Below are 25,287 nucleotides of genomic sequence, written 5' to 3' on the forward strand. Positions count from 1 at the left end.
AGGGTAGCCGGCAGGAGCGGTCCGATCTGTCGCCGCGCGAGCGTTGGCGATCTTGCCTGCCTTCTGCCTCCGCATGTCTCGGTGAAGAACTGGTCCCATCGCCGATGGGATGGAGTTATGGAACCCGCGCGTCGTCTCAAACTCGGATCGCGCCAAACGACCCTCGGATCACGCCAAGTGCCACATCGGCGACCTCGCTGGCGCTTTGGCCGCAAACCAGAGAAGGCTCGCCCGCCGTCTCGTTCCCTCCGCCGGCTTCCTTCGCGAAGGTCTTCCGACTGTAGGGTGCCGCGGCAACAGCGGTCGCTTGGGCCACGCCGAGTGTCTTTCTGAACGAGGGTTTCCAAGCCACGCGCGCGATCAGCTCGCCGGGGTATCCAGGAACCGGTAGCCGATGCCGGGCTCCGTCGCGATGAATCGCGGATTGGTCGCATCATCGGCAAGCTTCTGTCGCAGCTGACGGATGTAGACCCTTAGGTATTGGCTGTCCTCGGCATGGGCGGGGCCCCAGATGGCGCGCAGGATCATCTCCTGGGTGACCAGCCGCCCCCTGTGGCTGGCCAGCATCCACAGCAGGTCGAACTCCCGCCGCGTGAGGTGAAGAGGCACCCCGTCCAGGGTGGCGGAATGATCGGCCGCGTCGATCCGCAAAGAGCCGATGGTCAGAATCGACGGTACGGCCTCGCCCGCGCGATCCCGGAGCAGGCCCCGGACCCGGGCAAGGAACTCCTTGACCCCGAACGGCTTGACCACATAGTCCTGAGCGCCCGCGTCCAGCGCCTCGACCTTGTCGCCTTCGTCGGCGCGCACCGACAGGATGAGGACCGGGACTGGACTCCAGCCCCGCAAGTCGCGCAGCACGGTCAGGCCGTCGGCATCCGGCAGGCCGAGATCGAGCACGACGAGGGCCGGCGCTTCGCGGGCCGCCATCGCGAGACCCTCTCGTGCCGTGCCGGCTTCGATCACACCATAGCCTTCGGCCTCGAGCGCCACGCGCAGAAGTCGGCGGATCGGTGCTTCGTCGTCGACGACGAGGATACGGGCAGTGACACTCACGCAGCGACCTCGGGCTTGTGGAGGGGGAGCGCCATCAGGATCCGCGTGCCGGTGCCATCGGGCCAGCCGGTCTCGGCCCTGATCGAGCCGCCCATCGCCTCGACCAGCCCCTTGCAGATGGCAAGGCCGAGGCCGGTGCCTGCCCTCTGACGGTCGCCCCCGGCCACGCGATAGAACATGTCGAACACACGGGCCTGATCGTCGCGGGGGATGCCGGGGCCACGGTCTGTAACAGAAATCTCGACGCGGATCCCCTGCAACCGGGCGGCGACGTCGATCGCGGTTCCCTCTGGCGCATACTTGGCGGCGTTGTCGAGGATGTTGACCAGCACCTGTTCCAGCAGCACCCCGTCGGCGAGGATCAGCGGCAGGTTCGGCGCAAGGTCCACCCGCAGGTCGTGCCCGCGCAAGACGCCCTTCATCCGTGACCGGGCACCGCCGACGATCTCGGCCACATCCTGCGGCGCAAGGCGGGGCTTCAGCGCGCCGTGGCCGAGACGGGTCATATCAAGCAGGTTCTGGACATAACGGTCCAGCCGCTCGCCTTCCTCGCGGATGTTCTCGGCCAGATCGCGGCGCGTATCCCGGGGCAGGTCGGCATCGGCGAGATGGCCAGCGGCGCCGATGATCGTCACCAGCGGCGTGCGCAGGTCATGGCTGACGCTGTTGAACAGGGCCGTGCGCAGCCGTTCGGTCTCGGTCGCCAGCTGGGTGGCGGCCAGGTCCTCGGTCAGGCGCAGCCGTTCCAGCGCCAGGGCGATCTGGTCGATCAGCGCGTCGAGCAGGCGGCGGTCAGTGCGCAGCAGTTGGCGGTTGTCGGCATAGGCGATGCCGAGGACACCCAGCCGCCGGTCGCCCGCCACCAGCGGCAGGAAGAACCACCGCGCCGCCGGCAACGTGTCGGACCCCCGGCCCGCCGCCTCGCCCTTTTCCCAAGCGAACTGTGCGGCAGACTGATCGCGCACGTCCAGCCGATCCTCGGGCGGAAACCCGCCGACCACCCGCAACTCCGCCCCGCGTGGCATCAAGAGCACCGACTCGCAGCGCATCGTCGTCGCTACATGGCTGACCGAGGCCCAGACCACGTCATCGGCGGTGGCGGCGGCGGCGACCCGGCGGCTGAAGTCGTAAAGCTTGTTGGTGCGGTCGGCGATCGCGGACTGGGCGTCCACCCGGGCTCGCAAGCGCGCCGCAAGGTTGCCGGTGACCAGCGATGCCGCGAGGAACAGCCCCAAGGTCAGCAGTTCGCCCTGCCGCGAGACGTGGAAGGTGTAGCGCGGGTGGGTGAAGAGGAAGTTGTAGGCCATGAAGCCCAGAACGGCAGCCGCGAGAGCAGGGCCCAGACCGCGGCGGCTCGCCACCACGATGACGGCCGTCATGTAGATCACGCTCAGGCTGGCGACCGGGAACAATTGCTCGGCGCCCCATGAACAGGCCGAGGCGATGGCGACGGCCAGCATCGCTTCACCCCAGGCGCGCGGTTCTGACCCCAGACGCGGCAGGCGGAAGCGGCTTGCCGTCGGTTTCTCGTCCGGTTCAGAGGCGACTGTGACCTCGAACGGACCGGCCTTCCGCAAGACATCGGTCGCGACATGCTCCGACGTCCACTTTGCCCAGAACGGGTGGGGCCGCGGGCGGCCGATCACGATGCGGCGCACATTGCGGTCGCGGGCATAGGTCAGGATCGCCTCGGCCATCCCATGCTCGACCTCGAGCGTCGCCAGTTCCCCGCCCAGCCGCTCGGCGAGCCGCAGGCTGCCCGCGAGCCGGTCCTTGTCGGCCTCCGGCAGCGCCTCCGTCCGCGCCTGTGCGACATTCAACGCGATCCACTCCGCTCGTGCCCGGTCGGCGCTCCGCTTCGCCACCCGGATCGCCTCGCGCGCGGCGGGGCTTTCGTTGACGCAGACGAGGATGCGTTCTTGCGTCGGCCAGGGGCCGGTGATGGCATTGGCGGCCATGTGCTCGCGCAGTTGCGCATCGACCCGATCGGCGGCTGCGCGCATTGCGAGCTCGCGCAGCGCGGTCAGGTTGCCCTTGACGAAGAACGATCCGAGCGCGCGGGCGGCCTGGTCCGCCGGATAGACTTTGCCTTGCTTCAGCCGGTCGACCAGTTCATCCGGCGGCAGGTCGATCAGTTCAATCTCGTCGGCCATCTCCAGCGCGCCATCCGGCACGGTTTCCCGCACGCGGACGCCGGTGATCCGCGCCACCGGCTCGTTCAGCGTCTCGATGTGCTGGATGTTCAGCGTGGTATACACGTCGATCCCGGCGGCCAGCACCTCCTCGACGTCCTGCCACCGCTTCTCGTGGCGGCTGCCGTCCGCGTTGGTGTGGGCCAGCTCGTCGATCAGCGCGAGTGCGGGTTTGCGCGCCAGCAGGGCATCGAGGTCCATCTCGGTGAGGGCGCGGCCCTTGTGGATCACCGGCATCCGCGCCAGCTGCGGCAAGTCCGCCAGTTTGGCCTGCGTTTCGGCCCGCCCATGGGTCTCGATCAGCGCCGCCACCACATCGACGCCTTCCGCGCGTTTGCGGTGTGCGTCGTCCAGCATTGCCCAGGTCTTGCCGACACCCGGCGCCGCACCGAGAAAGACCTTCAGCCGACCCCGCCCCTCACGCGCCGCCCGCGAGAGGAGTGCTTCAGGAGAAGGGCGGATATCGGCATCGGGCGTCATTCGGTGGCTTGTCCTTCGCCTTCAGCGGGTGGGAACGGGAAGGCGGCGTCAAGCGCGATGTTGGTGAGAAGCACATTCACGCGGGGCTCGCCGTAGAGGCCGAGGAACGGCCCTTCGATGCCGGCCGCGATCACGCCCCGCACCGCGCCCGCCTCCGCCCCGCGCACGGCGGCGATCCGGCCGGCCTGCGCCAGCGCGGTTTCCGGGCTGATATGCGGGTCGAGACCGGAGCCGGAAGCGGTGATGGCGTCGATCGGCGCCGCGGTCCCATTCGCCGCTTCCCAGGCCGTGCGGCGTTCGGCGACCGTGGCGATCAGCGCGGCCGACGTCGGCCCGAGGTTCGACGCCCCCGTTCCGGCGGCGTTCCAGCCGCTGGCCGACGGGCGCGGGTGCAGCCAGGCCTCGCCCGCGAAGGGCTGTGCGATCAGTTCGGAGCCTATGATCGTCCCATCCCTGTCGATCAGACTGCCATTGGCGGCGGTCGGGAACATGGCCTGCGCAGCTCCGGTCATCACCAGAGGATAGGCAAGTCCCGTCAGCAGGGTGAAGAAAACGGTCAGCGCGACGGCGGGGCGAAGATGGCGGAGCATGTCTCTCTCTCTCAGGCAAGGTTCAGGACGACGAGGGTGGCGTCGATGGCCTTGATCCCGACGAAGGGCACGATCAACCCGCCGAGACCGTAGACCAGAAGGTTGCGCCGCAGCAGCGCGGCCGCGCTGGCCGGGCGGTACCGCACGCCGCGCAGCGCCAGCGGCACCAGCGCCACGAGGATCAACGCGTTGAAGATCACTGCCGCCAGGATGGCCGACGTGGGCGAGGCCAGTCCCATGATGTTCAGCGCGCCGAGGCCCGGATAGGCCGCGATGAAGATCGCGGGCAGGATCGCGAAGTATTTCGCCACATCGTTGGCGATGCTGAACGTGGTCAGTGCGCCGCGCGAGATCAGGAGTTGCTTGCCCACCAGCACCACCTCGATCAGCTTCGTTGGATCGCTGTCGAGGTCGATCAGGTTCGCGGCTTCCTTCGCGGCCGGGGTGCCCGCGTTCATCGCCACGCCGACATCGGCCTGCGCCAGGGCGGGCGCGTCGTTCGAGCCGTCGCCGCACATGGCCACCAGCCGCCCGCCCGCCTGTTCGCGGCGGATCAGGTCCAGCTTCATTTCGGGCGTGGCTTCGGCCAGGAAGTCATCGACCCCTGCCTCGGCCGCGATGGCGGCGGCGGTCAGGGGGTTGTCGCCCGTGATCATCACCGTGCGAATGCCCATGGCACGCAACTCGGCAAAGCGTTCGCGCACGCCGGGCTTGACGATGTCCTTGAGGTGGACGGCGCCGAGGATTTCCGTCCCTTCGGCCACCAGAAGAGGCGTGCCCCCCGACCGGGCGATGGCATCGACCTGCGCCGCCAATGCCTGCGGCGGGGTCTGTCCGGTCAGGCGGATCACGGCATCCGTCGCGCCCTTGCGGAAGCTGCGACCATCGGCGAGATCCAGCCCCGACAGCCGGGTCTGGGCGGTAAAGGCCACCGCCTCGGCACCCTCGGGCATTGCCGGAACCTGGCCCAGCCCCTCGCGCGCCTTGTCGACGATCGACTTGCCCTCGGGCGTTTCATCGGCCAGCGAGGCCAGCGCGGCCGCCTCGGCCAGCCGCCGCGGGTCCACCCCGGGCGCGGGGATCAGCGCATCGGCCATCCGGTTGCCGAAGGTGATCGTGCCGGTCTTGTCGAGCAGCAGCGTGTCCACATCCCCCGCCGCCTCGACCGCACGGCCCGATTTGGCGATCACGTTGGCCTTCACCAGCCGGTCCATTCCCGCGATGCCGATGGCGGACAGCAGTCCGCCGATCGTGGTCGGGATCAGCGTCACGAACAGGGCACCCAGCACGATCACCGGAATGGTGGTGGCCGAGTAGCTCGCGAAGGCGGGCAGCGTGACGACGACGAAGAGGAAGATCAGCGTCAGCCCGACCAGAAGGATGTTCAACGCGATCTCGTTCGGGGTCTTCTGTCGTTCCGCCCCCTCGACCAGCGCGATCATCCGGTCGAGGAAGCTCTTGCCCGGTTCCGCCGTGACGCGGATGACCAGCCAGTCTGAGGCGACGGTCGTGCCCCCGGTGACCGACGACCGGTCGCCCCCGGCCTCCCGGATCACGGGCGCGCTTTCGCCGGTGATGGCGCTCTCGTTGACGGACGCCACGCCGCGCATTGCCTCGCCGTCGGCGGGGATGATCTCGCCGGCCGAGACGTGGACGAACTGGCCCGCGCGCAGGGCGGTGGAGGTCGTTTCGGTCGCCGTGGCCGGGTCGTCGTCGGGTGCCGCCAGCACCCGCACGCGGGTTTCCGATTTTGTCGCGCGCAGCGTGTCGGCCCGCGCCTTGCCGCGCCCTTCGGCGAGAGCCTCGGCGAAATTGGCGAAGAGGACGCAGAGCCAAAGCCAGGCCGCGATATGCAGGCTGGTTCCCGCGCCCGCGACGCCGGTCACAAGGTCGCGCAGGCCGAGGACCGTGGTCATCGCCGCGACGACGGCCGTGACGAACATCACCGGATTACGCCACAGGCTGCGGGGATCGAGCTTCGTAAAACTCTCGCGGATCGCGGCGGGATAGAGGCCGGACAGATCGGCCGTCTTGGCAGGTTTCGACATGGGATTGCCTCAGAAGCTCTGCCCGGCCAGCCGCGCGGTCTCTTCCGCGATGGGGCCAAGGGCGAGGACGGGGAAGAAGGTCAGCGCGCCGAGGATCAGCACGGTGAGGATCAGGAGCGTCACGAACAGCGGTCCGTGGGTCGGGAAGGTGCCCGATGTGACGGGGGCCTGCGGCTTGCGGATCATGGATCCGGCGATCGCGAGCATTGGAATGATGATCGCATAGCGGCCCAGCAGCATGATGATGCCGAGCGCCGTGGTGTGCCAGGTCAGCGCCGCGCCATAGCCGCCGAAGGCACTGCCGTTGTTTCCGGTGGCCGACGAATAGGCGTAGAGGATCTCGCTCATCCCGTGCGGCCCCGGCTCCTGGACCGCCGCCAGCGCCTGCGGCACCGTGGCGGCCAGCGCCCCGCCGACGAGAATGCCGAGCGGCATCGACAGGAAGGCCAGCACTGCCAGGGTCACCTCGCGGCCCTCGATCTTGCGGCCGAGGTATTCGGGCGTGCGTCCCACCATCAGCCCGGCCAGGAACACGGCGAGGACGACATAGAGCAGCATGCCGTACAGCCCCGCGCCGACGCCGCCGAAGATCACCTCGCCGATCTGCATGAAGACCAGCATCACGAGGCCGGAGAGCGGCATGAACGAGTCGTGCATCGCGTTCACCGACCCGTTCGACGCGGCGGTCGTGGAGGCTGCCCAGAGCGCCGAGAGCATCGCGCCGAAGCGCTGCTCCTTGCCTTCCATGTTGGCACCGACGCCGAGTGCCGGGTTTCCGGCGATCTCGTAGACATGGACCACCGCCAGCCCGGCCACGAACATGACCGCCATCGCGGCGAAGATCGCCCAGCCTTGCCTGCGGTCCCCCGCCATTCGGCCGAACAGGAAGCAGAATGCGACCGGGATCAGCAGGATCGACAGGCTCTGCGCCATGTTCGAGGCAATCGTCGGGTTCTCGAACGGATGGGCCGAGTTGACCCCGAAGAACCCTCCGCCGTTGGTGCCCAACTGCTTGATCGCGATCTGCGCGGCAGCAGGGCCGCGGGCGATGATCTGGTCCTGCCCCTCGAGACCCGTCGCCATCACCGCGCCCTGGAGCGTCTGTGGCACGCCCTGCCAGGCGAGGAACAGCGCCAGCACGACGGACAGGGGCAGAAGGATCCACAGGACCGACCGGGTCAGGTCCACCCAGAAGTTGCCGAGCGTTGCTTCCCGGGGCGCGACGAAGCCCCGGACAACGGCCACCGCCACCGCCATCCCGGTGCCCGCGCTGACGAAGTTCTGCATTGTCAGGCCGGCCATCTGGCTCAGGTAGCTCAACTGCGCCTCGCCCGAATAGGCCTGCCAGTTGGTGTTGGTGACAAAGCTGACGGCGGTGTTGAACGCCAGGTCGGGCGCCATGCCGCCGATGCCGTCGGGGTTCAGCGGCAGCGTGCCCTGCGCCCGCAAGAGCACGTAAAGCACGACGAAACAGGTTGCGTTGAAGACGAGAACTGCCAGCGCATAGGCGCCCCACCCTATGCCCCGGTCGGGCGCGGCACCACACAGCCGGAGAAGAGTGGCCTCTGTCCGAAGCAGTGCTGCGGGGAGGGCGCCGGAAAAGACACGGGTCATCCATATCGCGAGGAGCCAGGCGAGGCTGACGAGCGCGGCGAAGTAGAGGGAATAGGCGATGAGGGACATGGCGCTGTTTCCTCAGAACCGGTCCGGCCGCAGCAGGGCTGCACCAAGATAGACGAACAGGCCCGCTGCCACGGCGAGCCCCAGGATCAGATCGAACATGGCGCCCCCCTCACAGCCGCTCGGCGAAACGTGTCGCGAACGCGAAGGCCACGAAAACGGCGAGGCCGAGGGCAAGGTAGAAAAGGTCCAGCATGACAAGGCTCCGTTGGTTGCCGTGCCGGACACTGCCGTGAGCGCGCGTAAAGGCTCCATTCGAGAGGGGGCCGGATCGCGTAAGGAACGCGTAAAGACGGGCCGCCGAAGCGCGCTCAGGAAGACGGTCGCGGTTCCTCACCTCGTCCATGACGACGCTGTCCGCCAGCGCCTGCCGGGACGGCTGTTGTTCGGACGTGGGGAAGATTTGCCCGCAGGCCCATTTTCTTCGCCATCAGCCGAATGGAACGGGTGACGACCGAGCCGGCTGCGGTGAGGTCTTTTCCTCAGTTCGCGACGCGCCACCGCCCATCCCTGACCCCCGCTGCCGCCCGCCGCGCCGGGCCGGCCGGTGGTCAGTAGGGGAGGCCGGTGTAGTTTTCGGCCATCGTGCGGCGGGCATCGGCCGAGCCGATCAGCGTCTCGAGCTCGACCATCTGCATCCGCCGGTCGAAGGCGCCCTGATCGGGAAAACGGTGCAGCAGCATCGTCATCGACCACGAGAAGCGCATGGCTCGCCAGACGCGGGCGAGGGCGTCCTCGCCGTAGCGGGCCAGCAGGTCGTCGCGGCCGTCGTGGTAGTGCGCGGTGAGGGCCCGCGACAGGTAGAACACGTCGGAGGCGGCGAGGTTGAGACCCTTGGCGCCCGTCGGCGGCACGATGTGGGCCGCGTCGCCGCAGAGATACAGGCGGCCCCACTGCATCGGCTCGCTGACGAAGCTGCGCAGCGGCGCGATGCTCTTCTCGATCGACGGACCGGTGACGAGCCCCGCCGCCACGCGCTCCGGCAGGCGGCGGCGCAGTTCGTCCCAGAACGCGGCGTCGGACCAGTCCTCGGCCCGGTCGGTGAGCGGGACCTGGATGTAGTATCGCGAAAGCGCGCGGCTCCGCATCGAGGCGAGCGCGAAGCCGCGCGCGTGGTTGGCATAGATCAGTTCGCTGTCGGCCGGCGGCGTCTCGGACAGCACGCCGAGCCAACCGAACGGAAACGTCTTCTCGAACTCCCGCCGCACGGCGGCCGGCAGGCTGGGGCGGCTGACGCCGTGGAACCCGTCGCAGCCGGCGATGAAGCGGCAGTCGAGCCGGTGATCCGCGCCCGCGTGCCGGAAGCTGACGTGCGGCGCGTCACCTTCGAGATCGTGCAGGGCGACCTCCTCGACGTCGTGCAGGATCGTGGCGCCGAGCCGGTCCTGCGCGTCGTAGAGATCCCGGGTGACCTCGGTCTGGCCGTAGACCATCACCTGCCTGCCGCAGGCCGCCATGAAATCGATATGGATCATCCGGTCGTCGGCGGCGAGGTAACAGCCCTCGTGCGGCAGGCCCTCGCGGTGCATGCGGTCGCCGATGCCGGCCGTCTCGAGCAACTGCACCGTGCCCCATTCCAGCACGCCCGCCCGGATGCGCGACAGCACATGCGCCCGGGACCGGCGCTCCAGCACCACGGTTGCGATGCCGGCACGCATCAGCAATTGCGACAGCAACAGCCCGGCCGGCCCGCCGCCGATGATCGCCACGTCGGTCTGCATCCGAAGTCCCTTCTCGGCCCGCGCGACGCGGCGAGCCCCGCAAGGCTAGGCATGCACGGGCGGCGCATGAATGGACGCAGCGCGTAACTTCTGGCACTTTCCGGACATGCCCTCGATCGCGCCCCCGCTGCGGGACGACCCGCATGCCATTCCGGCCTGGAACCTCTACGGCGAGAGCCGGGCCTTTCCGGATGTGCTGCACATCGAGACGATCACCGATCGCGCGGCCGGGCTCGACTGGCGCATCGCCCCGCACCGGCATCCGCACCTGCACCAGTTCTTCCTGATCCGCGCGGGGGCGGTCGAGCTAACGATCGACGGGGCCGTGCCGGCGGTCTCGCCGCCGGTCCTGCTCAGCGTGCCGCACGGCGTGGTGCACGGTTTCGCCTTTTCCGCCGGCACCGAGGGGTGGGTCCTGACGGTCCCGCTGCCGAGCCTGCCGGACCTGCTGGAGCCGACCGTGCTGCGCGAGACGGCGCTCGGGCGGGCCGGCCTGCTGCCGGTTGACGCCGATCTCGTCCGCCTGTTCGAGCGGATCGCGGCCGAGCACCGCCGGACGGAACCGGCGCGGGCGATGATGCTCAGGGCACTGGCGACCGATGTCGCCTGCCGCGTGCTGCGACACCTCGGCCGGGCCCCGGGCGCCGCCGGGGCGGCCACGGATCCCCGGCTGCGGCAGTTCCAGGCGCTGCTCGGCCAGCATCTGCGCGACCGATGGAAACTGGCGGACTTCGCCCGCACCATCGGCGTCTCGGAACGGCACCTCAGCCGCATCTGCCGGGCGGCGACCGGCCGTCCGGCCGGCGAGCTGATCGAGGCGGCCGTGATGCGCGAAGCCTGCCGGATGCTGGTCTATACGCGGGGCTCGGTGGCGGCGATCGGCTATGGGCTCGGCTTCGAGGACCCGTCCTATTTCTCGCGCGCCTTCCGCCGGGTGATGGGCCTGTCGCCGGGCGCCTACCGCGCCGGCTTCGAGCGCGGTGAGCCCTGAGGCCCAACGGTTACAGGTCGGCGATGCTGCGCTTGAACGCCTCGGCCCAGTCCGCGTGCCAGCGCGACAGGGCAGGGCGGTTTTCGATCAGGTCGCCCGCCATCCACGCGATGCGCCGTTCGTCCAGCGGGCGGGTGACGTCGTTGTCCGGGCACAGGATGTAGAAGTCGCCGGCGGCGAGACGAGCGAGCATGAAGGCCACCGCCTCGTCGGGCGTCCAGGCGCCCGCGGGCTTTGCCGTGCCTTCCGCGGCGGTCATGGCGGTGTGCACCCAGCCGGGGATCATCAGGTGCGCGGTGACGCGCGATCCGGGCAGGCTGCGCAGTTCGTGGGCCAGCAGCTCGGAGTAGGCCTTCACCGCCGCCTTCGATACATTGTAGGCGGGATTGCCGGGCGGCAGGGTGATGCCCTGCTTCGACCCGGTGTTGATGACCGCGCCGGGCAGGCCATGGGCCAGCATGGCGGGCACGAAGGCCTGCGCCACGCCGAGAATGCCGCCGAAGTTCACGCCCAGGGTGCGGTCCCAGGCCGCGCGGTCTGCGAGGGCCGACGAGGGCAGGCTCAGGCCCGCGTTGTTGAAGAGGAACGTCACCGGCGGCATCCCGGCCGCCACGGTGGCGGCAGCGGCGGCGACGCCCGGCGCGTCGGAAACATCGAGCGGGATGGCGACTGCGCCGGGGAGGCTCGCCGCGGCGGCCTCCAGCCGTGGCCCTGGCAGGTCGATCATGGCGACCGCCATGCCGTGCGCCGCCAGAGCGCGGGCGGCTGCGAGCCCGAGGCCGGAGGCGGCCCCGGTGATGACGGCGGTGTGGCCGGCGGCGATCGCGGGATGGGTCATGCGTCTCTCTTCCTCGGGGCGTGTCCGGACCGGATTGTAAGGGCTTGCCGGCGGACCGGTCGAGATCTTCCGGGCCCGTTCGCAGCGTCGATCGCGCGCCGCACGCAGCTGTGATGGAACGCCATGGTGGACGCGGGCCGTTCGCCCCTTGGGTCAGCCATTCGCGGGAAGGAGAGAAGGTGATGATCACACGCCGGAGACTGATGGGAACCGCCGCCTTCGCTGCCGCGATGGCGGCGCTGCCGCCCGCGCGGGGTCTCGCCCAGACCGCGACCCCGCTCACCCGCACGATCCCGTCCTCGGGCGAGCCGATCCCCGCGGTGGGCCTCGGCACGTGGATCACCTTCAACGTCGGCGACGACCCGGAACTGCGGGCCGAGTGCGCCGACGTGATGGCGGCGTTCTTCGCCGCCGGCGGGCGGATGATCGACAGCTCGCCGATGTACGGCTCCTCGCAGGCCGTGGTCGGCCAGGGCCTCGAACGGCTCGGCCGGCCGGACGCGTTGTTCTCGGCGGAGAAGGTCTGGACCTCGTCCGCCGCCGACGGCCCGGCGCAGATCGAGCAGACGCGGCGCCGCTGGGGCGTCGAGCGCTTCGACCTCGTCCAGGTGCACAACCTGCTCGGCTGGGAGGCGCATCTCGCCACGCTGCTGGAGATGAAGGCGCAGGGGCAACTGCGCTATGTCGGCATCACCACCTCGGAGGGGCGCCGGCACGATCTCTTCGAGGAGGTCATGCGCCGCCAGCCGCTCGACTTCGTGCAACTGAGCTACAACCCGCTCGACCGCGAAGCCGAACGGCGGCTGCTGCCGCTCGCTGCCGAGCGCGGTATCGCGGTGATCGTCAACCGGCCGTTCCGGCAGGGCGCGCTGACCCGGCGGCTCGACGGCGCGCCGCTGCCCGGCTGGGCCGGCGAGCTCGGTGCCACGAGCTGGGCGCAGGTGATCCTGAAGTTCATCCTCGCCCATCCCGCCGTCACCGTCGCGATCCCCGCCACGACCCGGGTCGACCATGTGCGTGAGAACCTCGCGGCGGCCGGCGGCGTTCTGCCTGATGCCGCGCTGCGCGAACGCATCGCCGCCCATATCGGCGCGCTTTGATGTCCGAGTGGTGGACCTATCGGCTGGACGACTTCCTGCTGTTTTCGCCGCGCACCTACTGGCGGCTGTTCGCGGCGCAGAATACGGCGCTCTGGCCACTGCAACTGGCGACCACGGCGGCGGGGCTGGCGGTTGTCCTCGCGATCCTCAGGCCGTCGCGCCGCGCCGCGCTGTGGCCGGGGCTCGTCTTCGGCCTCGTCATGGCGGCCGTCTGGGCCTTCACCGCGTGGTCGTTCCTGTTGCAGCGCTATGCTCCGATCAACTGGGCCGTCGCCTATGCCGTGCCGGCCTTCTTCCTCGAGGCCGGGCTGCTGCTGCTCGCCGGGCTCGTCTCCGGCGGCACGGTCTTCAGGCGGGCGGACGCGGTCGGCGGCGCGGGGCTGGCGCTCGCCGTCGCCGGACTGCTGCTCTATCCGGCGCTGCCGCTCGTCTCCGGCCGCCCGCTCGCCAGCGCCGAGGTGTTCGGCCTGGCGCCAGATCCGACCGCGATCGTCACCGCCGGGCTGCTGCTGGTTGCCCGCGGCCGCTGGCTCGCGGTGCTGCTGCCGATTCCGCTGCTGTGGTGCCTGCTCAGCGGCCTGACGCTGCTGACGATGGGGGACGGGCAGGCCTGGCTGCCGCTGGCGAGCGCCGCGCTCGTCGCCGCCCTCGCAGTGACGCGGCTGGTGCCCCGCACCGCCGGCCGCTGAATCCGACCGCGCAATCGTCCCTCTGGATCCGTGCCGGAGGCGATTGACCGGGGCGGGCAAATGTCTTATGACATCGGTGTCATGATACCGATGTCACCCGCCAGTCCACGAGGCGAGCTTCTGCTCTCCGGGCGGTGGCGGCGGGATCGGGGCAGGGTGCAACCGGACCATTGAAGTCCGGGCGTCTGACGGGGGAAACTGACGTGGCCACCATCTACAACGTGGCGAAGCTCGCGGGCGTATCGCCGAAGACGGTCAGCCGGGTGCTGAACGGCGACGGTCCCGTCGGCGAGAAGACGCGCGAAGCCGTCGAGCGCGCCATGCAGGAGCTCGGCTACCTGCCGTCCAGCGCCGCCCGGATGATGCGCTCCAACCGCTCCGGCCTGATCGGGCTGGTGACGGGGGCGATCTCGGGCATGCCGGACGCTTCGGGCCTGACCGGCCTGCCCGACCTGCAGATCGTGCAGGGCATCCAGCGCATCATCTCCGAATCCGGGCTGACCCTGATGATCGCCGATACCGGCGGCGACCCGGGCCGGGTGCCCGATCTTTTGCGGACCTTCCTTGAGCACCGGGCGGAGGGGCTGCTCTACGTCGCCGATCGCCACCGCCGGGTGCACCTGCCGCAGGTCGCCGGCAAGGCGCCGACGGTGCTGGTCAACTGCTTCGACGACGCCGGCACGCCGGCCGTCATTCCCGACGACCGCCGCGGCCAGCGCGACCTCGTCGACCGGCTGGTCGCCGCCGGACACCGGCGCATCGCCTATCTCACCCTGCGCAGCAACATCGTGGCGACGCCGCTGCGGATCGAGGGCTACCGCGCCGCGCTGGCGGCCGCCGCGATCCCGTTCGACCAGACCCTCGTCGAGAGCTGCGACCTCGGCGGCGGCGACGACGAACTGCAACTGATGTGGTCGACCATCGACCGGATGCTGACGCTGCCCGATCCCCCCACGGTGTTCTGCTGCGGCAACGACACCATGGCGATGCGGGTCTACGGCATCCTGCGCTCGCGCGGGCTGAAGGTGCCGACCGAGATCTCCGTCGCCGGCTACGACAATTATCGCAGCATCGCCGAGACGCTCTATCCGCCCCTCACCACCGTGGACCTGCCGTATTTCGCCATGGGCGTGCGCGCCGCGCAGCTGCTCATCGGGCTGATCGGCGGGGAGGGCGAACCGATCCGTGAACCGGTGATCATCTCCGGTCCCGTTCATTGGCGCGGCTCGGTCATGGCTCTGCCGACCCGCAATGTGGTGCATCTGAAAAAAATCAGGGAGGAATGAAGAAGATGAAGACCGTCAAGCTGCTGGCCGCCACGGCCCTGTCGCTCACGTGCTGGCTCGCCCCGGCCTCCGCCGCAACCACCCTCACCATGTGGTACCACGGCGCCGGCGGCGCGGGCGCCAACGAGAACGAGGAGAAGATCCTCGACCAGGTCATCGCCGACTTCAACGCCAGCCAGACCGACTGGAAGGTCGAGCTGCAGAGCTTCCCGCAGTCGGCCTACAACGACTCCGTCGTCGCCGCGGCGCTCGCCGGCAACCTGCCCGACATTCTCGACGTCGACGGCCCGATCATGCCGAACTGGGCCTGGGCGGGGTACATGCAGCCGCTGCAGATCGACGAGGCGAAGATCGCCAACTTCCTGCCGGGCACCAAGGGCGTCTGGGACGGCAAGCTCTATTCCATCGGCCTGTGGGATGCGGCGGTCGCCCTCGTCACCCGCAAGTCCTACCTCGAGGAACTCGGCCTGCGTGAGCCGACGCTGGACCAGCCCTGGACGCAGGACGAGTTCACCGCCGCGCTGCAGGCGGCCAAGGACAGCGGCAAGTTCAAGTACGCGATCGACCTCGGCATGGCCTGGGACGGCGAGTGGTACCCCTACGCCTTCTCGCCCTTCCTGCAGTCGTTCGGCGGCGACCTCGTCGACCGCGAGACCTACCAGACGGCGGAAGGCGTGCTCAACGGCGACGGGGCGGTCGCCTTCGGCACCTGGTGGCAGAGCCTGTTCACCGAGGGCTATGCCCAGTCGACCCAGGACCCCGCGGCCCGCGATGCCGGCTTCAACAGCGGCGACTACGCCTTCAGCTGGAACGGCAACTGGGCGGCGCCCAAGATGCTGGAAACCTACGACGACGTGGTCTTCCTGCCGGCCCCCGATTTCGGCAGCGGCCCGAAGATCGGCGCGGCGAGCTGGCAGTTCGGCATCTCGGCGCGCTCGCAGCACCCCGACGGCGCCTCGGCGTTCATCGAGTTCGCGATCCAGGACAAGTACCTCGCGGAGTTCGCCAACGGCACCGGCCTGATCCCCGCCACCACCACCGCGGCGGCGCTGACCGAGGCCTACCAGCCGGGCGGCAAGCTCGCGGTGTTCTACGAGCTGTCGGAGCGCCAGGGCGTGCTGCGCCCGGTCAGCCCCGGCTACATCGTGCAGTCGAAGGTGTTCGAGAAGGCGGTCAACGACATCGCCAAGGGCGCGGCCGTCGAAGACACGCTGGATGCGGCCGTCGACGAGATCGAGGCCGATATCGAGAAGAACGGCGGCTACGGCCACTGACGCGGATACCGACCCGGCGACGGGCAGGCGAGGGGAGTTCCCCGGCATATCGCTGCGGCCGCTGTTTCGGCCGCAGCGGTTCTCGGGCGCGGTGAGCGTTGCGGGTTCGGTGTCGCGCCGGACGGTCCGTGGTCGTCACCGCGGCGGCAATTCCTCTCGCGTCGCCCCTTTCCGCCGACGACTGGCCTCCGGGCCGCCAGAACCCATGTCTCCCTCCCGGCGTCGGCGATGCCGGATCGTGGCGAAGCGCATGCCCCGCGGCCCTTAGGCACGCGCGGCGGCCGAAGCGAAAGGACTGCGGCCTTGGCCTCGAGATTCCAGCATTCGAACCGCGCCGGCTGGCTGATGGCCGGGCCGGCGGCGGCGCTGATCGGGCTCTTCATCATCGTGCCCTTCGCGCTGGCGATCGTGTTCAGCTTCACCAACCAGCGCCTGATCTCGCCCAACCCGGCCGAGTTCATCGGCCTCGACAACTATCGCCAGCTGCTCGGCGTCGCGACGCTGACGCTGGCGCCGGAGACGGATGCCGCCGGCGCGCCGGTGGTCGAGAACGGCGAGGTCCAGTACCCGGCGCTGCGCGGCTATACGCGCAACAACCCGGACTATCCGGGCCTGCGCGGCATGCGCGAGTGGTTCAGCTTCGACTGGGGCGACAACCGCACCTTCGTGCTGGCGCGCGACGTCGTGTTCATGACGGCCATCGTGAACACGTTCATCTTCGTGCTGGTGGTCGCGCCGGTGCAGGGCGGGCTGGCGCTTGGCCTCGCGCTGCTGATCAACCAGAAGCTCCGGGGCATCAACGTGTTCCGGGCGATCTACTTCATGCCGGTGGTGGTCTCGATCGTCGTCGTCTCGCTGCTCTGGCGCTTCATCTACGACGGCAATTCCGGCCTGCTCAACAACCTGCTCGGCTTCCTGTCGTTCGGCTTCATCCCGCCGGTCGACTGGCTCGGCAATCCGTCGACGGCGCTCGGCGCGATCATCGCCATGTCGATCTGGCAGGCGGTCGGCTTCCACATGGTGATCTGGCTCTCCGGGCTGCAGACGATCAGCCCGACGCTCTACGAGGCGGCGGCGCTGGAAGGCGCCTCGAAGTGGCAGACCTTCCGCCATGTCACCTGGCCGGGGCTGCGCAACACCGCGGTGCTGGTGCTGATCGTCATCACCATGCAGGCCTTCGCGCTGTTCGCGCAGATCGACGTCACCACGCGGGGCGGCCCGCTCGACAGCACCCAGACCATCGTGTTCCAGGCGGTGCAGCGCGGCTACGGCAAGCAGGACATCTCGGGCGGCTCGGCCATCTCCGTGATCCTTTTTGTCATCGTCCTCGCCATCTCGCTCACCCAGCGCTGGCTTACCCGGGAGAAGAGGTGATGGCCATGATTTCGGGCGAAAACCACGGGCTGCGGCTCGCCGTGCGCTATGCGGTGCTGGGGCTGATCGCGGTCATCTTCATCTTTCCGCTGGTGTTCATGGTGGTCTCCAGCCTGAAACCGGACCAGCAGCTGCTGCTCGATACGAAGAGCCTGCGCGCCTTCCTGCCCGTTGGCGACATCAGCCTCGACAACTACGTCGCCGCCTTCCAGCGCGCGCCGGTCGGCCTGTTCATCTTCAACTCGGTGCTGGTGACCGGGGCGACGGTGCTGCTGTCGCTGCTCGTCTGCTCGCTGGCGGGGTTCGCGTTCGTCTTCATCAACTGGACCGGGCGTGAACTGGTGCTCGGCATCATCCTCGCCACGCTGATCGTGCCGTTCGAGACGATCGCCATCCCGCTGCTGCTGCTGATGTCGAAGCTGCCGTGGCTCGGGCTCGACGGGCTGACCTGGGGCTGGCTCAACAGCTACCGGGTGCAGATCGTGCCGCTGGTCGCGGACGGGCTGACGATCTTCCTCTTCGTCCAGTACTTCAAGGACCTGCCAGGCGAGCTGATCGAGGCGGCCCGGGTCGAGGGCGCCACCTGGTGGCAGATCTACCGCCGAGTGGTGATGCCGCTCTCCGGCCCGATCCTCGCGACCGCGGCGATCCTCAAGTTCCTCATCATGTACAACCAGTATCTCTGGCCGCTGATGGTGGTGCAGGACGAGAGCTATCGGCCGGTGATGGTCGGTCTCCAGTATTTCTTCCAGCTCAACCGCGCCTGGGGCGAGATCATGGCCTACCTCAGCCTGATCACCGTGCCCGTCCTCGGCTTCTATCTCGTCCTGCAACGCGCCTTCATCGCGTCGATCGCCTCGACGGGCGTCAAGGGCTAACACAGGGACTTCTGGTCAATGGTTCTTTCTCTCGAAAAGAAGTGGATCTGGGACAGCTGGTACGCCCACGACGGCGAACGCTGGCACGGCTTCTTCCTGCAGGCCGACAAGAGCCTCGGCGATCCCGATCTGCGCCACTTCAACGTCAGCCAGGGCCACGCGGTCAGCGACGATCTCGTCGACTGGACCCATCTCGGCACCATGCTGACGCCGTCGGCGGGGCCAGCCTGGGACGACTTCACGACGTGGACCGGCTCCGTGGTGAAGGACGACGCCGGTCTCTGGCACCTGTTCTATACCGGCACCACCCGGGCCGAGGATGGGCTCTACCAGCGTATCGGCCACGCGACCTCCGCCGACCTGCACAGCTGGCAGCGCGTCGGCGACGGCCTCTGCCTCGATCTCGTCGGCCCGAACGCGGCGCTCTACGAGGTCGACCACGTCGGCCGCTGGCACGACCGGGCGATGCGCGACCCGTGGGTGATGCGCGATCCGGACGGCGACGGCTGGCTGATGTATTTCACCGCCCGCGTCCCGGACGTTTCGGAGCCGAATGCCGGCGGGGCGGTGGGCTTTGCCACCTCGCCGGACCTCGAAACCTGGACCCTGCGTCCGCCCGTCTTCCACGGCGGCTTCGGGCAGCTCGAGGTGCCGCAGGTGTTCCGCTTCGGCGGGCACTGGTACTGCCTGTTCTGCACCGCGAGCATCCATTGGTCCGAGCACTACCGGCAGTCGAGCCCGCAGCCGCCGGTGACCGGCTCGCACTACCTGATCTCCGACCACCACCGCGGCCCCTGGCGCATCGCGCCCGGCCCGTTCCTCGACGGGGCCGAGCCCTGCCGGCGCTACGCCGCGCGCATTGTCGAGACTTCCGAGGGCCTCAAGATTCTCGGCTTTGCCGATGGCGGCAAGGACGTGTTCGGCGGCTACGTCACCGACCCGGACCCGGTGATCCCCGACGGGGACGGGTTGCTGCACGTCGGTTCCGGCCCCAAAGCGCTGGCGGAGTGAGGAAATGGCACGCATCTCGCTGAAGGATGTCCGCAAGTCCTACGGGTCGACCGACGTCATCCGGGGCGTCGACATCGAGATCGAGGACGGCGAGTTCGCCGTCTTCGTCGGCCCATCCGGCTGCGGCAAGTCCACGCTCCTGCGCATGGTCGCGGGGCTCGAGGACATCACCTCCGGCACGCTGTCGATCGGCGACCGGGTGGTGAACGACCTGCCGCCGAAGGATCGCAAGGTCGCGATGGTGTTCCAGAGCTACGCGATCTTCCCGCACATGACGGTGCGCGAGAACGTCGCCTTCGGGCTGACGATCGCGGGGGCCTCCAAGGCCGAGAAGGACGCCAAGGTGGCGGAGGCCGCGCGCATCCTGCAGATGGAGCCGCTGCTCGACCGGCGCCCGAGCCAGCTCTCGGGCGGCCAGCGCCAGCGCGTCGCCATCGGCCGCGCCATCGTGCGCAAGCCGGAGGTGTTCCTGTTCGACGAGCCGCTCTCCAACCTCGACGCGGCGCTGCGCATGGACATGCGCATGGAGATCTCCAAGCTGCACAAGCAGCTCGGCACGACGATGATCTACGTCACCCACGACCAGGTCGAGGCGATGACGCTCGCTGACAAGATCGTGGTGCTGAAGGGCGGCGAGGTGCAGCAGATCGGCGCGCCGATGGAGCTCTACCATCACCCGGTCAACGCCTTCGTCGCCGGCTTCCTCGGCAGCCCGTCGATGAACTTCCTCGACGTCGAGGTGGTGGAAGCGAACGGTGACGCCGTGACGGTGCGCAACGGCGCGCTCGACCCGGTGACGGTGAGCCGGGCGAGCGGCGACTATGTCGCCGGCGGGCGGGCGCTGCTCGGCATCCGGCCGCAGTATCTGGTGCCCGCCGCCGACGAGGCGGCGAGCGCGCTGCACGGCACGGTCGGGCTCGCCGAGCGGCTCGGCACCGAGACCATCGTCGACGTGGCGCTGAAGGACGGCAAGTCGCTGATCGCGGCGCTGTCGCAGGACGCCATCCTCGAGATGGGCGCGCCGATCGGCTTCACCTTCGACCCGGCGAAGTGCCACCTGTTCGCGGCGCGCAGCGCCTGAGAAGGAGACGACGGGCAGCGGCCCTGACCCGGGAGTCGCCGTCTTGCCGAGATGGATGCCTCATCCATCCCGGCCGACGACCGACGCGACCAGCGACGCCGCCAGCGTCAGCATGATCATGCCGATGGCGAGGTCGAGCAGGCGCCAGGCGAGCGGGCGGCGGAACAGCGGCTGCAGCAGGCGCGCGCCGTAGCCGAGCCCGGCGAACCAGGCGAAGCTCGCCAGGGTCGCGCCGAGCACGAACGCGGGGCGGACGTCGGCCGGCTGGGCCGATCCGGCCGTGCCCATCAGCAGCACGGTGTCGAGGTAGACGTGCGGGTTGAGGAAGGTGAAGGCCGCCGTGGCGGCGAGCGCCCGCCGCAGGGTGACGCCGCCCGCCGCGGTGACGGTCACGCCGGTCGCCGGTGCCGCGAGGCGGCGCAGGGCGGCGACGCCGTACCAGCCGAGGAACGCCGCCCCGCCGAGCGACAGCAGCAGCGTCAGTCCCGGAGCCGCGCCGATCAGGGCTCCGACCCCACCGACCCCGATCAGGATCAGCAGTGCGTCGGCCGAGCCGCAGAACAGCACGATGGGACCGACATGCTCGCGCCGCAGCCCCTGGCGCAGCACGAAGAGATTTTGCGCGCCGATCGCCATGATGAGCGCCGCGGAAAGGCCGAAGCCGGTGAGGAAGGCGGTGAGAAGCTGCGTCATGAGCGTGCTCTTGGCGCAGCCGGAGGATTAAGGGAAACTCGTTTTTCTTGTCCTTGTGAAGGCGTGCTTCATCGATGATCGACTATCCCGCGCTCGCCGCCGTCGCCGCCGTGGTGACAGAGGGCAGCTTCGAGCGCGCGGCGGGCGCGCTCGGCATCACGCCGTCGGCGATCTCGCAGCGGATCCGCGGCCTCGAGGAGCGGCTGGGCGCGATCCTGATCGTGCGCGGCCAGCCGTGCCGGCCGACGGCGCTCGGCCGGTCGCTCGTCGCGCACTTCGACAAGGTCCGGCTGATGGAGGCCGAGCTCGCGCCGGTGCTCGGGAGCCGCGTGCCGCGCGGCGACGGCGCCCTGACGATCAAGATCGCCGTCAATGCCGACAGCCTCGCGACCTGGTTTCCCGCCGCGGCGGCCGCGTTCGGCCGCGACGCGGCCGTCTCCCTCGACCTCACGCTCGACGACGAGGCGCATACCGCCGACCGGCTGCGGGCGGGGGAGGTGCTCGCCGCCGTTACCGCCAGCCCTGGCCCGGTGCAGGGCTGCCGGACGCATCCGCTCGGCGCGCTGCGCTATGCCGCCTGCGTCAGCCCGGCGTTCGTCGCCCGGTACTTTCCGGACGGCGTCGACGCCGCCGCGCTCGGCCTTGCCCCGCAACTGCGGTTCGACCGGCGCGACCGGTTGCAGGCGCGCTGGGCGGCGGACAGCTTCGGGCTGGAGCCGGCCGGGCCGATCCACTGGGTGCCGTCGACGCAGGCGTTCCTCGATCTCGCGCTCGCCGGGCTCGCCTGGGGCATGCAGCCGCTGGTGCTCGCCGAACGCCACATCGCCGCGGGGCGCCTCGTCGACCTCGCGCCGGGGCGCCGTCTCGACGTCGACCTCTACTGGACCGTTGCCCGGCTCCCCGTAGCCTCGCTGCGGAGCCTGACCGCGGCGGTTCGCGCGGCGGCGAAGCGGAGCCTCGGTTAAGCCGAATTCGGCAGGCCGGCGGGGGCGGGCCGCTGCGAGAGTCTGGCGCTGCAAACGCGTCCTGTTCCGGCTCGCCTCAGGAGCGTGCTGCCGGCTCCGGCTCGCACAGCCGGTGCATCTTCGCGGCGTCGGCGGCGGCAGCGGGGTTGTAGATCATCAGCCGGAGGTCCGGGCGGCCGTCGATCGCAAAGGACGAGAACTCGAAGGTGATCTCGCCGACGCGCGGGTGCCGGATGGTCTTGGCGCCTTCGCCGGTGGTCTGGACGTCGTTATCCTGCCACATCCGCCGGAACTCGGCGCTTGCTGCAACAAGTTCGGCGACGAGGTCCGCGGCGCGGGCGTTCTCGCCGATGCGGGCGGTCTCGGCGCGGAAGGTCGCGACCAGGAACCGCGCCACGGCCTCCCAGTCGCGCTGCATTGCGCGGGTCGCGGGATCGAGGAACATCCGCCGCAGGATGTTGCGGCTCTCCGGCGGCAAGGCGGTGTAGTCGGTGAGCGCCAGCTGCGCGGCGCGGTTCCAGCCGATGATGTCCCAGGTCGCGGTCGCGACCGTGGCCGGGATCATCGGCATCGCGTCGAGGAACCGCTGCAGCCGGCCGGAGATCCCCGCGTGCGCGGCGGCCTGGGCCTTCGGGGCATGGCCGATGCCGACGAGGAACAGGTGCTCGCGTTCGGCTTCGGTCATCATCAGCGCCCGGGCGAGGCTGTCGAGCACGCGCGGCGACGGCGCCCCGCCGCGGCCCTGTTCGAGCCAGGTGTACCAGGTGGTGCTGATGTGGGCGCGCTGGGCGACTTCCTCGCGCCGCAGGCCCGGGGTCCGCCGACGGCCGCCGAAGCCGAGCGCGGCGGCGTCGAGGCGCTGGCGTCGGTCTTTCAGGAATACGCCGAGCCGGTTCTCGTCCTGCATCGCATCCAGCCTGTCAGACATTATACCATGATAAAGTCACGTCTTTAACGGCATAAAGAATGCGCGAGAGTGGCTGTCCTGGCAAGAAGGAGAACAGCCATGAAGGTTTTCGTCACCGGCGCCACCGGCTTTGTCGGCACCGCCGTCACCCGGGACCTGCTCGCGGAGGGGCATCAGGTGCTCGGCCTCGCCCGGTCCGACCGCAGCGCGGCGGCGCTCGAGCAAGCGGGGGCCGCGGTGCTGCGCGGCGACCTCGAGACGCCCGACACGCTGCGCGCGGGCGCGGCACGCGCGGACGCGGTCATCCACACCGGTTTCATCCACGACTTCGCGCGCTTTGCGGACTGCTGCGCCATTGACCGGGCGGCGATCGAGACCCTCGGGGAAGCGATCGCGGGCACCGCCAAGCCGCTGATCGTGACGGCGGGCGTCGCCTTCCTCGACACGGCGGACCGGATCGCCGCCGAGACCGATCGGGGCTTCCCGCCGTCCGACGCCTATCCCCGGGCGACCGAGGCGGCGGCCGAGGCGCTGTCGGCGCGCGGCATTCCGGTGAGCGTCATGCGGCTGCCGCCGTCGGTGCACGGCCGGGGCGACCACGGCTTCGTGCCGATGCTGATCGACATCGCGCGGCGGACGGGCCGGTCGGTCTATATCGGCGACGGCGGCAACGCCTGGCCGGCGGTGCATGTGAGCGACGCGGCGCGCGCCTTCCGGCTGGCGGCCGAGCGCGGCGCCGGCGTCGACACCTGGCACGCGGTGGCCGAGTCGAACGTGCCGTTCCGGGTGATCGCCGAGGCGATCGCGGCCGGCCTCGACGTGCCTTGCGTGTCGCTCCCCGTGGACGCGGCGCGCGCGCATTTCGGCTGGTTCTTCGGCTTCGCGTCGCTCGACCAGCCGACGTCCAGCGACCGCACCCGGGCCGCACTCGGCTGGTCCCCCGCCGGGCCGGACCTGATCACCGACATCCGGGAGGCGGGGTACTTTCCGGCGCGGGCCGCCTGATGGTTCGGCGGCGGGCGCGGGACGGCTCCGCCCATGCGGCGGCGGACGGTTCAGGGCGTGGGCGAAGGCTCACGCTCCGCTGCCGGGTCCGGAGCGGGCCTCGGCGCCGCCGAGGCGGCGAGGCCGTCGAGGAAGAAGCGCACCGCGAAGCTCACCCAGGGGGTGTCGCCGCCCCTCGTGCCGCCCCAGAACGGATGATCCTGCGGCGGCTTTCGCGCCTCCATCAGCGTCGCGGTACGTTGGGGGCCGGTCGCCATGTTGAGGAAGAGGCGGGCCAGCGCAAGGGCGCGCTCCTCGGCGCTGCCGCCGTCCGGCGGCGGCCGGATCGCGAATCGGGCCGTCAAGAAGCGGGCGATGCGCCGTTCGGCGCCGCCGATCACCTCGCGGTGGAGCATTTCGCCGAGGTCGGCATAGCGCTCGGCCTCGCCGATCACGACCCGTTGCAGAAGGACCGCGCGCCGCCAGGTGCAGAGATCGCTGAACAGGGAGGCGAACTTCGCCAGCTCGGCCTCCGGGTCGCCGGCCGGGTCGAGGTCCGGCAGCTCGGACAGGAAGCGTTCGACGGCGTTGCCGATCGCCGCGCGGAACAGGGTCTCCTTATTGTCGAAGTGGGCGTAGACCGTGCGCTTCGTGGTGCCCGCGACCGCCGCGACCTCGTCCATGGACGCCTTGTCGTAGCCCCGCTCGACGAACGTCACGAACGCCGCCTGCAGGATCCGCTTCGGCAGCGGCTGGTCTTCGTATCCCTTCATCGGCTCCCCCTCGATCACGTTTCTGTATGCGACAGCCTTCCCCCGATTGACACCCTTTCGACGTATACTCTACGGTATAGTATACCAAGGTGGAACCGGAAAACCGGCACCACGCGGGAGACAATCAGTGGTGGGCCGATGCCGCCGGCGGGTGGCGCGGCCGAGCCACGCGCTGTTTCGTCACGGCAAGCAGAGGAGCACCTGCGTGACTTCATTCACCGTCAACGGCCGTCCGGTCGAGATCGAGGGGCAGGACGACAAGCCGCTGCTCTGGATCCTGCGCGAGGACCTCGGCGTCCTCGGGCCGAAGTACGGCTGCGGCATCGCCGAGTGCGGCGCCTGCCGCGTGCTGGTCAACGGGGTTTCGGTGCCGTCCTGCATGACGTTCGCGTCGGACGTCGCTGGCGCCAGCGTCGTGACGGTCGAGGGGCTCGAGGCGCCCGACGGCACGCTGTCGGCCGTGCAGCAGGCCTGGATCGACGAGCAGGTGCCGCAATGCGGCTTCTGCCAGCCGGGCTTCATGATCGCGGCGACCGCGCTGCTGGCGCAGGTGCCGCGCCCGACCGACGCCGAGATCGACGGCGCGATCAGCAACATCTGCCGCTGCGGCACCTATCCCCGCATCCGCCGGGCGATCCATCGCGCCGCCGGCGCCCTGTCCGCGCAAGGTTGAGGA

Annotated in this window: 23 protein-coding genes; 12 read left to right on the forward strand and 11 right to left on the reverse strand. The window is 69.8% G+C overall.

Annotated features, from left to right (window positions below; translation table 11 throughout):
* Nucleotides 1-360 precede the first annotated feature (360 nt).
* The 7 genes from I5731_RS14620 to pobA form a co-directional block, all read right to left on the reverse strand.
* A complete protein-coding gene (locus I5731_RS14620) occupies nt 361-1,056 on the reverse strand; it encodes a response regulator (RefSeq protein ID WP_197312133.1) in 696 nt (231 codons plus the stop codon).
* A complete protein-coding gene (locus tag I5731_RS14625) occupies nt 1,053-3,728 on the reverse strand; it encodes a sensor histidine kinase (RefSeq protein ID WP_197312134.1) in 2,676 nt (891 codons plus the stop codon). Before I5731_RS14625 ends, I5731_RS14620 begins: the two co-directional genes overlap by 4 nt.
* Complete coding sequence (gene kdpC / locus I5731_RS14630; RefSeq protein ID WP_197312135.1) at nt 3,725-4,318, reverse strand: potassium-transporting ATPase subunit KdpC; 594 nt, start codon at nt 4,316-4,318, stop codon at nt 3,725-3,727. Before kdpC ends, I5731_RS14625 begins: the two co-directional genes overlap by 4 nt.
* Before the next feature lie 11 nt (nt 4,319-4,329).
* On the reverse strand, nt 4,330-6,366 hold the full coding sequence (gene kdpB, locus I5731_RS14635) for a potassium-transporting ATPase subunit KdpB (protein ID WP_197312136.1): 2,037 nt from the start codon (nt 6,364-6,366) through the stop codon (nt 4,330-4,332).
* Between the two features lie 9 nt (nt 6,367-6,375).
* A complete protein-coding gene (kdpA, locus tag I5731_RS14640; protein ID WP_197312137.1) occupies nt 6,376-8,049 on the reverse strand; it encodes a potassium-transporting ATPase subunit KdpA in 1,674 nt (557 codons plus the stop codon).
* Nucleotides 8,050-8,061: 12 nt separating this feature from the next.
* On the reverse strand, nt 8,062-8,301 hold the full coding sequence (gene kdpF / locus I5731_RS20040) for a K(+)-transporting ATPase subunit F (protein ID WP_328838893.1): 240 nt from the start codon (nt 8,299-8,301) through the stop codon (nt 8,062-8,064).
* Nucleotides 8,302-8,597: 296 nt separating this feature from the next.
* Nucleotides 8,598-9,767 (reverse strand): 4-hydroxybenzoate 3-monooxygenase, encoded by a 1,170-nt coding sequence (gene pobA / locus I5731_RS14650; RefSeq protein ID WP_197312138.1) that lies wholly within the window; start codon nt 9,765-9,767, stop codon nt 8,598-8,600.
* 70 nt (nt 9,768-9,837) lie between these two features.
* On the opposite strand from pobA, the gene I5731_RS14655 reads away from it, so the two are divergent.
* On the forward strand, nt 9,838-10,758 hold the full coding sequence (locus tag I5731_RS14655) for a helix-turn-helix domain-containing protein (RefSeq protein WP_197312139.1): 921 nt from the start codon (nt 9,838-9,840) through the stop codon (nt 10,756-10,758).
* 10 nt (nt 10,759-10,768) lie between these two features.
* Here I5731_RS14655 and I5731_RS14660 read toward each other — a convergent pair whose 3' ends face one another.
* Entirely contained in the window at nt 10,769-11,596 is an 828-nt protein-coding gene (locus tag I5731_RS14660) for an SDR family NAD(P)-dependent oxidoreductase (RefSeq protein ID WP_197312140.1), read from the reverse strand.
* A gap of 179 nt (nt 11,597-11,775) precedes the next feature.
* Between I5731_RS14660 and I5731_RS14665 the strand changes: the two genes are divergently transcribed.
* The 8 genes from I5731_RS14665 (at nt 11,776) to I5731_RS14700 (ending at nt 20,289) form a co-directional block, all read left to right on the forward strand.
* Nucleotides 11,776-12,696, forward strand: a complete 921-nt coding sequence (locus I5731_RS14665) for an aldo/keto reductase (protein ID WP_407941844.1) — start codon at nt 11,776-11,778, stop codon at nt 12,694-12,696.
* On the forward strand, nt 12,696-13,385 hold the full coding sequence (locus I5731_RS14670; RefSeq protein ID WP_197312141.1) for a DUF6064 family protein: 690 nt from the start codon (nt 12,696-12,698) through the stop codon (nt 13,383-13,385). The genes I5731_RS14665 and I5731_RS14670 overlap by 1 nt, the downstream gene beginning before the upstream one ends.
* A 203-nt stretch (nt 13,386-13,588) precedes the next feature.
* Nucleotides 13,589-14,671 carry a LacI family DNA-binding transcriptional regulator gene (locus tag I5731_RS14675; protein ID WP_197312142.1) on the forward strand — a complete coding sequence of 361 codons (1,083 nt, stop codon included), beginning with the start codon at nt 13,589-13,591 and terminating at the stop codon, nt 14,669-14,671.
* A 5-nt stretch (nt 14,672-14,676) separates the two neighbouring features.
* On the forward strand, nt 14,677-15,945 hold the full coding sequence (locus I5731_RS14680) for a sugar ABC transporter substrate-binding protein (RefSeq protein ID WP_197312143.1): 1,269 nt from the start codon (nt 14,677-14,679) through the stop codon (nt 15,943-15,945).
* A gap of 303 nt (nt 15,946-16,248) precedes the next feature.
* On the forward strand, nt 16,249-17,319 hold the full coding sequence (locus I5731_RS14685; RefSeq protein ID WP_235981813.1) for a carbohydrate ABC transporter permease: 1,071 nt from the start codon (nt 16,249-16,251) through the stop codon (nt 17,317-17,319).
* Nucleotides 17,319-18,197 carry a carbohydrate ABC transporter permease gene (locus I5731_RS14690; protein ID WP_197312145.1) on the forward strand — a complete coding sequence of 293 codons (879 nt, stop codon included), beginning with the start codon at nt 17,319-17,321 and terminating at the stop codon, nt 18,195-18,197. Before I5731_RS14685 ends, I5731_RS14690 begins: the two co-directional genes overlap by 1 nt.
* Nucleotides 18,198-18,215: 18 nt before the next feature.
* The gene (locus I5731_RS14695; protein ID WP_197312146.1) at nt 18,216-19,208 is read left to right on the forward strand and encodes a glycoside hydrolase family protein; all 993 of its coding nucleotides are present in this window, start codon (nt 18,216-18,218) and stop codon (nt 19,206-19,208) included.
* A 4-nt stretch (nt 19,209-19,212) separates the two neighbouring features.
* Nucleotides 19,213-20,289, forward strand: coding sequence for an ABC transporter ATP-binding protein (locus tag I5731_RS14700; RefSeq protein ID WP_197312147.1), 1,077 nt, complete (start codon nt 19,213-19,215; stop codon nt 20,287-20,289).
* Between the two features lie 60 nt (nt 20,290-20,349).
* Here I5731_RS14700 and I5731_RS14705 read toward each other — a convergent pair whose 3' ends face one another.
* Entirely contained in the window at nt 20,350-20,982 is a 633-nt protein-coding gene (locus I5731_RS14705; protein WP_197312148.1) for a LysE/ArgO family amino acid transporter, read from the reverse strand.
* 74 nt (nt 20,983-21,056) lie between these two features.
* On the opposite strand from I5731_RS14705, the gene I5731_RS14710 reads away from it, so the two are divergent.
* Nucleotides 21,057-21,947, forward strand: a complete 891-nt coding sequence (locus I5731_RS14710; RefSeq protein WP_197312149.1) for a LysR family transcriptional regulator ArgP — start codon at nt 21,057-21,059, stop codon at nt 21,945-21,947.
* A 76-nt stretch (nt 21,948-22,023) separates the two neighbouring features.
* On the opposite strand, the gene I5731_RS14715 is transcribed toward I5731_RS14710, so the two are convergent.
* Complete coding sequence (locus I5731_RS14715; protein WP_235981814.1) at nt 22,024-22,854, reverse strand: helix-turn-helix transcriptional regulator; 831 nt, start codon at nt 22,852-22,854, stop codon at nt 22,024-22,026.
* Nucleotides 22,855-22,953: 99 nt separating this feature from the next.
* Between I5731_RS14715 and I5731_RS14720 the strand changes: the two genes are divergently transcribed.
* Nucleotides 22,954-23,859 (forward strand): SDR family oxidoreductase, encoded by a 906-nt coding sequence (locus tag I5731_RS14720; protein WP_197312151.1) that lies wholly within the window; start codon nt 22,954-22,956, stop codon nt 23,857-23,859.
* A gap of 50 nt (nt 23,860-23,909) precedes the next feature.
* Here the strand turns inward: I5731_RS14720 and I5731_RS14725 are convergent, their stop codons facing one another.
* Nucleotides 23,910-24,611 carry a TetR/AcrR family transcriptional regulator gene (locus I5731_RS14725; protein ID WP_197312152.1) on the reverse strand — a complete coding sequence of 234 codons (702 nt, stop codon included), beginning with the start codon at nt 24,609-24,611 and terminating at the stop codon, nt 23,910-23,912.
* Nucleotides 24,612-24,816: 205 nt separating this feature from the next.
* On the opposite strand from I5731_RS14725, the gene I5731_RS14730 reads away from it, so the two are divergent.
* A complete protein-coding gene (locus I5731_RS14730; protein WP_197312153.1) occupies nt 24,817-25,284 on the forward strand; it encodes a (2Fe-2S)-binding protein in 468 nt (155 codons plus the stop codon).
* Nucleotides 25,285-25,287 lie beyond the last annotated feature (3 nt).

This window comes from Methylobrevis albus, from assembly GCF_015904235.1.
In the GTDB taxonomy this organism is placed as follows: Bacteria; Pseudomonadota; Alphaproteobacteria; order Rhizobiales; family Pleomorphomonadaceae; genus Methylobrevis_A; species Methylobrevis_A albus.